Annotated in this window: 16 protein-coding genes; 8 read left to right on the forward strand and 8 right to left on the reverse strand. The window is 32.5% G+C overall.

All coding sequences use genetic code 11. From position 1 onward, the window contains the following. The first annotated feature begins 39 nt into the window (after positions 1–39). The gene (locus tag RM697_RS06115) at positions 40–669 is read left to right on the forward strand and encodes a carbonic anhydrase family protein (protein ID WP_311426976.1); all 630 of its coding nucleotides are present in this window, start codon (positions 40–42) and stop codon (positions 667–669) included. A gap of 76 nt (positions 670–745) precedes the next feature. Here RM697_RS06115 and RM697_RS06120 read toward each other — a convergent pair whose 3' ends face one another. After that, complete coding sequence (locus tag RM697_RS06120; protein ID WP_311426977.1) at positions 746–1,252, reverse strand: CvpA family protein; 507 nt, start codon at positions 1,250–1,252, stop codon at positions 746–748. Between the two features lie 169 nt (positions 1,253–1,421). Between RM697_RS06120 and RM697_RS06125 the strand changes: the two genes are divergently transcribed. The 3 genes from RM697_RS06125 to RM697_RS06135 are packed head-to-tail and all read left to right on the forward strand — an operon-like array spanning position 1,422 to position 3,234. After that, positions 1,422–1,778: a hypothetical protein gene (locus RM697_RS06125; protein WP_311426978.1), complete on the forward strand. Its 357-nt coding sequence runs from the start codon at positions 1,422–1,424 to the stop codon at positions 1,776–1,778. Between the two features lie 37 nt (positions 1,779–1,815). After that, the gene (gene pheS, locus RM697_RS06130) at positions 1,816–2,835 is read left to right on the forward strand and encodes a phenylalanine--tRNA ligase subunit alpha (protein ID WP_311426979.1); all 1,020 of its coding nucleotides are present in this window, start codon (positions 1,816–1,818) and stop codon (positions 2,833–2,835) included. A 3-nt stretch (positions 2,836–2,838) separates the two neighbouring features. Further along, complete coding sequence (locus RM697_RS06135) at positions 2,839–3,234, forward strand: hypothetical protein (protein WP_311426980.1); 396 nt, start codon at positions 2,839–2,841, stop codon at positions 3,232–3,234. A gap of 18 nt (positions 3,235–3,252) precedes the next feature. Here RM697_RS06135 and RM697_RS06140 read toward each other — a convergent pair whose 3' ends face one another. Further along, on the reverse strand, positions 3,253–4,251 hold the full coding sequence (locus tag RM697_RS06140; RefSeq protein ID WP_311426981.1) for an NAD(P)H-dependent glycerol-3-phosphate dehydrogenase: 999 nt from the start codon (positions 4,249–4,251) through the stop codon (positions 3,253–3,255). 171 nt (positions 4,252–4,422) lie between these two features. Here RM697_RS06140 and RM697_RS06145 point away from each other — a divergent pair, with 171 nt between their 5' ends. Together RM697_RS06145 and lysM are read left to right on the forward strand one after the other, a co-directional pair. Then, a complete protein-coding gene (locus RM697_RS06145; protein WP_311426982.1) occupies positions 4,423–5,370 on the forward strand; it encodes a nicotinic acid mononucleotide adenyltransferase in 948 nt (315 codons plus the stop codon). Between the two features lie 209 nt (positions 5,371–5,579). Then, on the forward strand, positions 5,580–6,074 hold the full coding sequence (gene lysM, locus RM697_RS06150; protein WP_311426983.1) for a peptidoglycan-binding protein LysM: 495 nt from the start codon (positions 5,580–5,582) through the stop codon (positions 6,072–6,074). A gap of 44 nt (positions 6,075–6,118) precedes the next feature. On the opposite strand, the gene RM697_RS06155 is transcribed toward lysM, so the two are convergent. The 3 genes from RM697_RS06155 to RM697_RS06165 are packed head-to-tail and all read right to left on the reverse strand — an operon-like array spanning position 6,119 to position 7,916. Then, a complete protein-coding gene (locus RM697_RS06155) occupies positions 6,119–6,634 on the reverse strand; it encodes a DUF2480 family protein (RefSeq protein ID WP_311426984.1) in 516 nt (171 codons plus the stop codon). Between the two features lie 11 nt (positions 6,635–6,645). After that, on the reverse strand, positions 6,646–7,023 hold the full coding sequence (locus RM697_RS06160; protein ID WP_311426985.1) for a DUF3127 domain-containing protein: 378 nt from the start codon (positions 7,021–7,023) through the stop codon (positions 6,646–6,648). A gap of 23 nt (positions 7,024–7,046) precedes the next feature. After that, a complete protein-coding gene (locus RM697_RS06165; protein ID WP_311426986.1) occupies positions 7,047–7,916 on the reverse strand; it encodes a flavin reductase family protein in 870 nt (289 codons plus the stop codon). A 182-nt stretch (positions 7,917–8,098) separates the two neighbouring features. On the opposite strand from RM697_RS06165, the gene RM697_RS06170 reads away from it, so the two are divergent. Then, complete coding sequence (locus RM697_RS06170) at positions 8,099–9,256, forward strand: sensor histidine kinase (protein ID WP_311426987.1); 1,158 nt, start codon at positions 8,099–8,101, stop codon at positions 9,254–9,256. Here RM697_RS06170 and RM697_RS06175 read toward each other — a convergent pair. Further along, positions 9,251–9,640, reverse strand: coding sequence for an HIT family protein (locus tag RM697_RS06175; protein WP_311426988.1), 390 nt, complete (start codon positions 9,638–9,640; stop codon positions 9,251–9,253). The two genes, RM697_RS06170 and RM697_RS06175, sit on opposite strands and share 6 nt — an antisense overlap. A gap of 81 nt (positions 9,641–9,721) precedes the next feature. Continuing rightward, positions 9,722–10,195, reverse strand: coding sequence for a transcription elongation factor GreA (gene greA, locus RM697_RS06180; protein ID WP_311426989.1), 474 nt, complete (start codon positions 10,193–10,195; stop codon positions 9,722–9,724). Between the two features lie 140 nt (positions 10,196–10,335). Between greA and RM697_RS06185 the strand changes: the two genes are divergently transcribed. Continuing rightward, positions 10,336–10,767, forward strand: coding sequence for a Rieske (2Fe-2S) protein (locus tag RM697_RS06185; protein WP_311426990.1), 432 nt, complete (start codon positions 10,336–10,338; stop codon positions 10,765–10,767). On the opposite strand, the gene RM697_RS06190 is transcribed toward RM697_RS06185, so the two are convergent. Next, entirely contained in the window at positions 10,764–12,977 is a 2,214-nt protein-coding gene (locus tag RM697_RS06190; RefSeq protein WP_311426991.1) for a TonB-dependent receptor, read from the reverse strand. The two genes, RM697_RS06185 and RM697_RS06190, sit on opposite strands and share 4 nt — an antisense overlap. Between the last annotated feature and the right edge of the window lie 101 nt (positions 12,978–13,078).

Here is a 13,078-nt window from a genome sequence, read left to right on the forward strand (position 1 = left end):
AACTAAATAGTGAGTAATAACACAATAATAAATAAACAAATGAAAAGTATAGCAATAAATAAAGAAATGCAAGCTGCATTAACACCAAGCGCAGTATTACAAGATTTGCTCGATGGTAATACTAGGTTTACAGGTGGAAAGATACAGGCTGTAGATAATAGTGCTTTGGTTAATCAAACTACTACAGGTCAATATCCAAAAGCAGTGGTATTATCTTGTATAGACTCTAGAGTACCAGTAGAAACGGTTTTAGACCAAGCTATAGGTGATATTTTTGTAGCCAGAGTTGCCGGAAATTTTGAAAATGTAGATATACTTGGTAGTATGGAATATTCCTGTAAAGTTGCAGGGAGTAAGCTTGTATTAGTTTTAGGCCATGAAGCATGCGGAGCAGTCAAAGCAGCATGTGATGGTGTAGAATTAGGAAATATTACAGCCTTATTAAATAACATTATGCCAGCTGTTCATATGTCTGCAGAAGAAGTTGAAGGAGAAGCTAACTCAACTAACAAGGCATTTGTTGCTGCAACAGTGGCTAATAATGTAAAATTAACAATACAACGTATCAGAGAAAAATCTCCAATTTTAAAGGAAATGGAAGACAATGGAGAAATACAAATTGTAGGAGGTGTTTATAATTTACATTCAGGTAAAGTAGAAATGCTATAAAATCTTAAATACAATACTATATCTTTAAAGCCACTTGGTTATTGAGTTTCTCGTAATATAAGTGGCTTTTTTATACTTAAGTATCAGACTCTGAAGAATCTTCTTCATTTAAAATGCTAGGAAAAATCAATGGTGCTATTGATTTTACAGGACTGTAAAGCACAGAATCTTCAAGGTCTTCTTTTTCTAGAAAAGGCAAAGTGTTATTCATTCTATCAAATACAATGAGTAGTACACTTAAGATTAATCCTATTTTTAAAGCACCAAAAACAGCACCTAGAAGCTTATTTAAAATACCAAGTGAAGCAAAATCTGCAAGCTTAGTTAGAGCCTTTCCTGCTAGGCTAATTGCTAAAACTATAATTGCAAAGGTGATTGCAAATGCTGTAATATTAATGGTTTTTTCGGTCCAATCTGTTCTGTTTTGCAAAAAATCAGCAGCAAAATTGCTGAAATGGATAGCACCATAAACGCCAAGCACAAGTGCTAAAAGAGAGGCGACTTCAACAAATAAACCTTTAAAAAGACCACGAATAAGACCAAAGAGCAAGAGTGCTCCAATTACAATATCAATAACTGTCATACAAACCAAGATTTCTACAAATGTATAGGAATTCTCCTAATGTTAAGCGTAGTGAAGAGTCATATAACTTTTTTAGGTGTTTAGTTGTATTTATAACGGCTTTATACGTTCTATATTTTATAAGTACTTAAATTTGCATCATATAAGCTTATTATATTAAAATAAAGCCATGGCAAGAGATGAGAAATTAAAAGAGCGTTGGGAACAGGTAGTTGAAAAACTATCCAATCAATTTGCTGATGGTGATGTATTAGATTTAGATGCTATTATCTACTTAATTGGTGTACAAGAATTAGGACAGTTAGATAGAACATTTAAAAAAGATCATAAGTTAGATTTAATGCATATTGCTATCTGTAAGCTTTTAACACCATATGGTTTTTATGAATTAAACTTTGTTGATGAAGATGGTTGGCCACATTATAAAGTTAAAGCACAATTACCACATTTAAAGGCTGGCGAACAAAGTGTACTAATGAAGGAAGCCATAGTAAATTACTTTGTTGAAAACGAGTATATAGACTAATAATTATTAAATTTGCCATTCATTTTTGAGCTAGAATATGATAGATAAGATTAAAGAACTTATTACTGAAGCAGAAGCATTTAAAGCACAATCTAAAGAAGAGGTTGAAGCATTTAGAATTAAGTATTTAGGAAAAAAAGGCCTTTTAAATGACTTTTTTGCTGAGTTTAAAAATGTTGCTAATGATCAGAAAAAAGAATTTGGTCAAGCTATTAATGCGCTTAAAACAACAGCTCAAAATAAAGTAAATACACTTAAGGAAGAGCTAGAGGGTGCACAAGAGGAACAAGGTGTATATGGTGATTTAACACGTCCTGGAGCACCAACTGCTATTGGTTCTCGTCATCCTATTTCTATTGTTAAAAATCAAATAATCGATATCTTTTCCAGAATAGGCTTTAATGTTAGCGAAGGTCCAGAAATAGAAGACGATTGGCATAACTTTACAGCCTTAAACTTACCAGAATATCATCCTGCACGTGATATGCAGGATACGTTTTTTATTCAAACAGATCCAGATATATTATTACGTACACACACAAGTTCTGTACAAGTGCGTTATATGGAAAACAATAAGCCACCAATACGTACAATTTCTCCTGGTCGCGTTTATAGAAATGAAGCGATTTCTGCTCGTTCTCATTGCTTTTTTCATCAAGTAGAAGGATTATATATTGATAAGGATGTAAGCTTTGCAGATCTTAAGCAAACATTACAATACTTCACTACAGAAATGTTTGGAAAGTCAAAAATTAGATTACGACCATCGTACTTTCCGTTTACAGAACCAAGTGCTGAGGTCGATGTGTATTGGGGACTTGAGACAGAAACCGATTATAAAATGACTAAAGGAACAGGTTGGTTAGAAATTATGGGTTGTGGCATGGTAGATCCTAATGTTCTAGAAAATTGTGGTATAGATTCTTCAGAGTATTCTGGTTTTGCTTTTGGCATGGGAATAGATCGTATTGCCTTATTGCTTCATCAGATTAGTGATATTAGATTACTAAGTGAAAATGATGTGCGTTTTTTAAAACAGTTTAAATCTTCGTTTTAAGTCTTGAAAAAAGACATATTAATACCAGAAGTTAACGATGTATATATTGCAGCAGTTAATGAGTTTAATGACACCTATAAAACTCATGATTGGAATGCCTATATTATTAACACCAAAGATGTAGATTTAGATATTGTTCTTATAATTGTAAGAGGTTATGATCAATATAAAGAAACGTCTATAATGCGTCATAAATTAGAAAGGTTACCTGCAAAATCATATGCTAAGATTGAGTTTTTACAAGACGACTTACTTGCACTTAACAACGAATTTAAAGTCTCTTTTTTTGAAGGCAATTCTATGTTTGATAAGACCTACTTGTTTAGAGAAAACACGATCAATAAAAAAGCATTACAGAATATCCCTTTAATGGGAGTAAAAGGGGTTTTGGTTAAATAAACAAAAATCAGCCGTTTATCAATCCAACTTATCTGTTAATTTCTTAAATACTTTTTTAGGATTTTTCCCGTCGTATAAAATAGCATACACCGCATTTATGATAGGTAATTGCGTTTTCTTCTCATTTTTTTCATTAAGTAAATGTGCACTTTTTGTAGCATAGTAACCTTCAGCAACCATATTCATTTCCATTTGAGCGGACTTTACTGTGTAACCTTTACCTATCATATTACCAAACATTCTATTTCTAGAAAATACAGAATAACCAGTTACCAGTAAATCTCCTAAATAAGCTGAGTTATTGATGTTACGTTTCATTTTATGCATTTTTTTAATGAAGCGCTTCATTTCTCGTATGGCATTACTCATTAATACACTCTGAAAATTATCACCATAACCCAAGCCGTGTGCAATACCAGCAGCAATAGCATAAATATTTTTGAGCATCACAGCGTATTCAGTACCAATGATATCGTCACTTATTTTAGTTTTAATATATGAGCTAGATAATGCGTCAGCTATAGCTTGTGCTTTTTCTGGATCTGCACAAGAAATGGTGAGATAAGATAAGCGTTCTAAGGCAACTTCTTCTGCATGACATGGTCCAGCAATAACACCTATATTTTCAAACGCAATATTATATACATCATGAAAATGTTCGCCAACTAACAACCCTGTTTCTGGTATAATACCTTTTACAGCAGAAACCATTATTTTATTAGATATATCAATAGTTAATTTTTCTAATTCAGAATAAATAAAAGCCGAAGGAATCACAAAAATAAGAACATCAGCCCATTTGGCAATCTCATTAATATCGTTACTTAGTTTTAATTGTTCTAAATTAAATTCAACCGAACTCAAGTAACTGGGATTATGCTGTTCTTTTAATAAATGCTCTTTGGTATAAACGCTACGCATATACCAACCAATCTGAGATTTGTTTTCGCAAAGCATTTTTACAATGGCAGTAGCCCAACTTCCAGATCCAAAAACAGCATATTTATACGAACTCATATTTTAGAGGGTTTGTTCATTCAAAAATACATAAAATATAAGTCATTTAATGTGCTGATAAAGAGCTGATTAATTTTTTGGCACAGCTTTTGGATTAAGTATAATAACTCTATAAATGAAATCTATGAAACGATTAAATTTTAGACATCATTAATCGAAAAACTAAGGCTTATGAGAACTTTGAAATTACTTTTAGGATTTGCACTAACCGCAACATTATTGACCTCGTGCTACACAGAAGTTATTGTAGATGATATTAATCCAAATCAAGGGATTACTCTAAATCAACTCTTAGAATCTCATGATTTATGGTATGTAGATATTAACCAAACTACTGGTTTTGGCGAAACACCTTTTTTACAAATTGCATTTACATTATCGTTTAGAAATGGTACGTTATATGCTAATAACAATTTAGTAGGTTTTGGTCTTCAGGGAAATGGTCTGGGAATACCAGTTGGCAATTATGATACTTACAATATGATTTTAGATGTAGATCATGTCATTGATGGTTATGAAACCTTTGATGTCTATCAGTTAGATGCCAATACTATAGAGCTGTACAATCCATATAACGACACATCGTATTTTTTACATGGTTATCAAACTCATAATTTTGATTACGATTTTATATTCTATGATAATATCCATTATTTCTTACAGGAATATGAAGCTTGGGAGAAAACATATACTAGTGAAATGGGAGTTTTAAATGAGTTTGATAATGAAAACTACTTACAGTTTTTACCAGGAGGAAACGACTCAACTTTTAGAAGCTCGCAAGATGTACCTCCAATTAATATTAACAATATAATTTGGGATTTTACAGGAGTTTATGGCGTTGGAAATGTCTCAAATAATATGTACTTAAAAACATTAACATTAGATTATGATTTCTTTGATAATGAAATCTTTCAACTCAGCGTTATTAATGATGTAACGATAGAGTTATATCATGCATCTTCTGGTACGATTTATGAATTTACAGGAAGAGGATATATTCAATATCTAAGAGAATCTAATACTGATGGTGAAGTAAAAGAATTTAAGGATAAACCTAAGAAGCGTAAACAAAAAACCGTTAAAAAGGATAATCCTAGAGAAAATAGTAGAGGCTAAATTTTGGTTGGTTATTTAGTTTCAAAGAACGCTCATTTAAACGAAAGTTTATTGTGAGCGTTTCTTCTTTAAAATAGTGACCTTGAGCCTTCTAATGTGTCTTATTTTATAGTAGAACTAATTCTTATTACTATAATATTTTGTAATTATAATTAATTTTACTCAACTTTATACAGAAACAATTTCTAACTTAAAAACACATTAAAACTATGAGTATATTTTCATTTATTAAACTTGCAGGTGAGTCTATCTTTGGAGGTAAAAACGAAGAGGAAGAGTTAGTCGCAAAAAAGGCTGCGGCAGAGGCTAATGAACTTGCTGAAGAAGCCGCTATGGCGAGACGCTTAGAAGAAACCATTAGAGATCTAAGCTTAGATGTAGAGGGATTAACAGTTTTTGTAGACGACGACAGAGTCTCTGTTTCTGGAGAAGCACATGACCAAGCAACAAAAGAGAAGGTGGTATTAGTTTTAGGAAATTCTACAGGAGTTGCCTCTGTAGAAGATAACATGACTGTTGAACACACTGAACCTGAAGCGCAATTTCATACTGTGGTTAGTGGCGATTCGTTAAGTAAAATTGCAAAGCATTACTATGGTGATCCAATGAAGTATACACTTATTTTTGAAGCCAATCAGCCAATGCTTAAAGATCCAAATTTAATTTATCCAGGTCAGGTTTTACGTATACCAAGATTAGATTAACTTAATTTAATATCATAAAAAAAGAGGCTAACAAGTCTCTTTTTTTATGCCTTCTTTTTAAAAAGCGGAACAGCTGAGCAAGCCTCTCCATACATTATAGATTTCACAAAAGGTTTTAGTCTATTAGTAAGCATTAAGTAAGCACTTTTTGGAATCGGTTTATTAGAACAACCTTTAATAATCACAGGTGCATTTTTATATGCATCAATATCTAAATCTGCTATGATACTTTGAAATATACGAGTTTCCAATGCTTCTAAGTCGCCAATAATGACAGATTTAGCAAAAGGCTCTAATTCTAAAGTTATTAGCATATAAGCCCAAATAGGCACAATAGCATCAGATGAGCAGGTTAGAGCAATGTAAGCATCTTGGTATTGTAACCAATTGTGAGATGTTATTTGATTTCTAAAGTCCTTTTCACGTAGAACAAAACCTTCGTATAGCCAATCTTTTATGTCAAATAATATACGTGAACCAGAAGGATAAAAATCCTCTAAATCAATAACTCTAAGAGGGCTTTTAGCAACTCTATTTACGATTTGTTCAGCGTTACTCATATTTATTTTTGCTAAAACGGTAAATCGTCGTGCTCTTCTTCATTAAGATTAGAAACAGGTTCAAAGGCTTCAGCAGGAGGTACTGGTGGCATGCCTTCTGGTTGTGCTTCGGATTGTAAATTTTCAATACGCCAACCTTGTATAGAGTTAAAGTATTTTGTTTCACCTTGTGGATTAACCCATTCTCTACCTCTAAGGTTAATACTTATTTTTACATTTTGACCAACTTGGTAGTTGTTTAATAAATCAGTTTTATCTTGTACAAACTCTACCATAATGTGTTGAGGATATTGCTCCTCTGTTGTTATTACAATTTCACGTTTTCTAAACCCATTGCTTCCAAAGGTTTGAGTTTCACCAATCACTTTTACTTTTCCTTGTATTTCCATTGTTATGTATTTATTCTTAATAGTTAGCTTAATAATAATTTCCAAGCACTTTCAACATCACCATAACTGAGATAGTTTCTGGCAATTTTATGTTTTTCTCTATGAGATGCTGTTTTAATATCAGGATAACGTTCACTGACATCTTTTATAAATTCTTCTATGTCTTTTTTAGATGGGAGCTTTTCAACATTGCCAAGCATTCCTAAGTTGTTACCAGTTAAAATCATGCTATTTCTAACATGTTTAGGCATATTGTCTACACCAATACCTAGAGTTCTAAGTGGTTTTGGGATTTCAAAAAAACCAGCTTTTGCTCTACTGTAATAACTTCCGCCAGCTCTCGCTACTAAGTCTAATTCTTCTTGGTCTATGATACCATCACTGTTTAAAACATCTTCACTGATATGAAGTTTCACCACTTCACAAATCACTAAATTTCCTGCGCCACCCTCAGTTCCTAATGAAATAATATTATTTACTTTACACTCTAACTGAATAGGAGATTCTGCTACTCTAAAAGGTTTTACGATATCAGATTTTAGCATAGTAAGTCCAGCTTTGTCAAACTCATTAACACCTTCTCCGTATTCTGTACTACTTAAAGACATTTGGTGTACAATATCATAATTTACAACATTGATAACCACTTCTTTTGTCTGTTCAGCATTTACTAATGTATGTTTGGTTGTATTATCTCTTACACGTCTGGCAGGCGAAAAAATTAAAACAGGAGGTTTAGCACTAAAAACATTAAAGAAACTAAAAGGCGATAAGTTAGGGTTACCTTTGGCATCTATTGTACTGGCAAAGGCAATAGGTCTTGGCGCAACAGAACTCAGTAAATAACCATGAAGTTTACCTGTAGATAGGTCTTTTGGATCTAGTGATACCATCTAAAATTTTATTTATGTACAAAGGTATTGTTTAGTGTCTAAAGTTAAAAGTTTTAAACGTCTAAAGTTATAAGTGATCTTGTGGTTAATGTTTTAATATATAGCTAATTAGTAAGCACTCCATGTAATGTGCAATAAAATTATAAGAATAGCATTATATTTAGGATTGAAAACTATGGTTAATGACACTTTCTCTTAACAGAAATGCAACAAGATGGCTTATTATTATAGCCTCATTTATTATTATTTCATTGATTCTTTGGAATACGTACTCATTTTTTCAAAAATTTAAAGCTGAGGAACGTCTTAAAGTTCAGAATTGGTCTTTTGCTCATAAAGAAATTAATAATGTCACTGACCTCAATGCTGATATTGGAGAATTACCTTTAGAGATAATCTCTAATAATACTACCACACCAATGATAGTATTAAATGATGATGGGAGTTATGGTATAAATAACATTGATGATGAAATCGCTAAAGATTCCATGGAAATTAAGCGATTAATTTCAAAATATGAAAGCGAAAATCAACCCATTGAAATCTCATATAAAGGTAAGGTAAAGAGTACAATTTACTATGGAAACTCACCACTATTAAATAAACTTAAATACTATCCTTTAGCCTTAATACTTATCATTTTATTGTTTGCAGGTGTGGTCTATTTCTTTTACAGAAGCTCAAAAAATGCAGAACAGAATAAACTCTGGACTGGCATGGCCAAAGAGACCGCTCATCAAATAGGGACACCTTTATCATCCTTAGTTGGTTGGGCTGAAATTTTGAAATCAGAGCATGTAAATAGCGACTACATACAAGAAATTGAAAAGGATATTTCAAGGCTACAGATGATTACAGATCGTTTTAGTAAAATAGGATCTATACCTAAGTTAGAGACCTTAGATATTGTAGCTGAAACAAAAGAGACCTATGATTATTTAAAATCTAGATCCTCAAAACTTATAGAATTTGAATTGATACTGCCAAATGACCACATTCAGGTTAATTTGAATAAGCAACTCTATAGCTGGACTATTGAGAATTTAGTTAAAAATGCCATTGATGCTATGAAGGGGAAAGGTAAGCTAAAGTTAGAGATGTTGGATACAGAGAAGTTTGTAAAAATTAATGTTACAGATAATGGTAAAGGTATTTCTAAGAGTCAGTTCTCTAAAATTTTTGAGCCTGGCTTTACCAGTAAAAAAAGAGGTTGGGGACTTGGATTATCATTAGCAAAACGGATCATTGAAGATTACCATAATGGACGTATTAAAGTGCTACAATCAGAGATAGGAAAAGGTACAACAATGCAGATTTCTTTAAAGAAAGTTGATTTATAAATTAGAACTTATTGCTTTAGCAGTAGCTTCAAAATCTTTGGAAGAAAGTAATTGTTTAGATGTAAATCTTGCATCTTCCATGGAGTTTAGTGGAATAAGATGCACGTGTACATGAGGGACTTCTAAACCGATAACAGTCATGCCAACCCGTTTACATGGTATTGACTTTTCTATGGCAATCCCTACTTTTCTTGAGAAAAGCATTAAGCCTTTATAAGACTCTTCATCTAAATCTAATAGTTTATTAACTTCCTTTTTAGGAATGCAAAGTGTATGCCCAATGGCATTTGGATTAATATCCAAAAAGGCGAGGAAGTCATCTGTTTCTGCTACTTTGTAGCAAGGAATTTCACCATTAATAATTTTGGTAAAAATAGATGGCATTGGTTATCTATTAGGTTTCTATAAAAGTAAAAAAGATTCCTAGAGTATAGGAATCTTTTTAGAATAATTTATAGGTTTATGTTATCTAGTAATCTCTAGAATATCAAATTTCATAACACCACTTGGCACTTGTATTTCGGCAACATCACCAACAGACTTTCCTAAAAGACCCTTACCTATTGGAGAATTTACAGAAATTTTACCACTAGCTAAATCGGCTTCGCCATCTGCAACCAAGGTATAGGTCATTTCCATGCCATTAGTCTGATTTTTTATCTTCACTTTAGATAAAGCTAAAGCTTTAGACGTATCTAATTGAGATTCGTCTAATAGTCTTGCACCAGCTAAAGCTTCTTCTAATTTAGCAATACGCATTTCTAACATCCCTTGGGCTTCTTTAGCAGCATCGTATTCTGCGTTTTCACTTAAATCACCTTTATCTCTTGCTTCTGCAATAGCTTTTGAGGCTTTAACACGTTCAACATCTTTAAGTTGACTTAATTCTTCTCTGAGTTTTTTTAAACCTTCTTCGGTATAATAAGATACCTTACTCATAACTTTTTCGTTTTAATAATAGAGCGTTTATATATAAACACAAAAAATCTCGTTGAAACGAGATTAGAGTACAAATATACAAAATATTTAATGCACTATTTTATTTTAGTACATTGCGCTTGCTAAGAAAAGAAATAATTATGAAAAAAATAAGCATAGTTTTTACTGCAATTCTTTTATTACAGAATTGCTCCAAGAATGACCGTGTAAATAACTGTAATTTTTTATTTGATGCTGCTGTAAATGCCACTGTAAATCTAAACTTACCTCAATTTAGCCAACTTCAGTTTATAAGTAATTCGGTTTATATTCCTAACCAAGGTAATGCTGGTATAATAGTAACTAATGTTGGTACAGGTTTAAGAGCTTGGGACGCTGCAGATCCTAATCATGCACCAACCAGTTGTTCTCTACTTTCTATTACAGGTTCTGAAGCTACTTGTGGTTGCCAAGATGCGAATACCTATAGCCTTTTTACAGGTGCACCTTTAGAAAATGGAAATTTAGCTTGTGGTCTAAAAGAGTATCGTGTTTCGCCTTCAGGTAGTAATACGTTTCTTATTACAAATTAAAAATTCAAAGTAAGACCAACTAAAAAGTTGGTTGTAGCCTGTGGATAAAATCCTGCACCTTCAATGGTTGTAATAGTCCCTGGATTGGTGAAATCATCATCATACGTAAAATAATAACCGTTGGACACAAATTTCTCATTAAAGATATTATTGACCAAAGCTGTAAACACTATAGAATTAAAAAATGTTGTTGTATGAGATTCTTCGGTTACGCCATTCCCTCTGAATGACATGGTGTAAGTGATGTTGAAATCATTAGTAAAAAAACTATCTAATTTTGACAATTCGGCTTCTGTATTACTCATATACTGCTCACCTACAAATTTACTTAATAATGATAGTTGTAAATTTTTAGTAGGCTGAAACACTATAGCGTTAGCCGCTATAAATTCTGGTGAAAAAGAAATATCAGTTTTACCAAGATTAACTAATTCACCATCGAAAGGTATTATAGTCTCATTGTTTTTATTTGAACTTAGTGTAGCATTTGTTTGTAAGGTTAATTTAGAAGTTACTGGAATAACGGTTTCTAATTCTAATCCTAAACGATAACTCTCTCCACTATTAGTTCTGATGGGATTACCTACATCATCAAGTTCACCAGAAAGCACCAATTGCTCATTATATAGCATATAGTAGAGGTTAGCATTAAAGCTAAAGTTATTTTTTTTATGTCTCCAGCCTAGCTCAAAATCGTTGAGTTGCTCAGGCTCAATGTTTGGATTGGTTTCAAAATCCGTTCTGTTAGGTTCTCTATTGGCTCTTGCGTAGGAGAAATAAAAGTTGTTTTTATCATTGAGTTCATAAGTAATTCCTGCTTTTGGATTGAAGAATGTGAAATTTTTATCCACTTCAAACGGCACAATATCTGAACTCGTTCCTGTGGTTTCATAAGTTACATTACGTAGTTGTAGATCGCCATAAAGACTAATTTTTTCATTAAGTCTATAATTAGCTTTTGTAAATACTGAGAAGTCGTTTTTAATACTATTGCCATCGTAATAACGATCTCTAATCTCTGATTGACTCGCAAATTCTGCCCAAATAACTTCGCCAAAATGATCGCCGTCATAATGACTGTAGGAACCTCCAAAAATCATATCGAGCATATTGTTTTTGTAGTTTGCTGTAGCATTTATAACGTAAAAATCGTTATCCAACCAGCGTCTTCTAATGAGGTCAGTCGTATTTACAGTTTCGCCATCAACTGTTAATTCCTCTAAGCCATAGGTTTCAAAATCATCATCTTCTCTAAACTGTTCAAAATAACCACGACCATAGGTATAGTTTAGTCCAACTGTTGTTGACCAATGAGAACTATAACGTTGATTCCAATGTAATTGGTAATGGTCTTGGTTATAATTATCTACTTCGTTATCATAAAATTGGATATTGCCATTATCATCAGTATAAATTCCTGCTGGATTAAATGTTCTATCATTTTTAAGTGTTTCAGCATCGATTCCAAACCAAGATTGATAGGTCACTTCTTTTCCACCAAATGTTATAGCTTTAATAAGTGTATTGTCATCTATATATGAACCTTGTAAAAAGTAAGATTTAAGATCTGTAGAGGCACGATCTATATAACCATCTGAAACAATATTGGATAAGCGTCCAGCAATTTCAAAGTGATTATTCATTAAGCCTGTGCTGAACTTTACTGTATGTTTTCTAGTGTTAAAACTACCAAAAGAGTTTGATATTTCTCCAGAAGCTTCTTTAGAGACAGCATCTGTTAGCACATTAATACTAGCACCAAAAGCTCCTGAGCCATTGGTTGAAGTTCCTACACCTCGTTGTAGTTGCAAGCTTTCTACTGAAGAGGCAAAGTCTCCTAAGTTAACCCAAAATGTTCCTAAGGATTCGGCATCGTTGTAAGGTATTCCGTTTATCGTAATATTAGTTGATTGTGCACTTACACCTCTAACACGTATTCCTGTGTAACCAATACCAGCTCCAGCATCTGTTGTTGTTACTACCGAAGGTAAGAAATTAAGTAGGATAGGAATGTCTTGACCCAAATTACGTTTTGCAATCTCCTTTTTAGTAAGGTTAGTGTGTGTAATAGGTGATTTGGCATTAACTCTAACAGCTTTGACTAAAACTTCATCGAGCTTTTCGGTTTTTGTGGAGTCTTGTTGTTTTTCTTGTGAATGTGCAAAAGTTGCTACTAAACAGATTACAAGAGTATAAATTATTTTTTTCATTACGATTAAATACAATAATCGAATAAAAAGAGGTCATTATTCTTTAATATTAAAATTTTGATGAAATGTTTTAAGAGATTGCCACGTCTTCAGATTTATTA

The sequence above is a fragment of the Microcosmobacter mediterraneus genome, from assembly GCF_031846265.1.
Classification (GTDB): Bacteria; Bacteroidota; Bacteroidia; order Flavobacteriales; family Flavobacteriaceae; genus Microcosmobacter; species Microcosmobacter mediterraneus.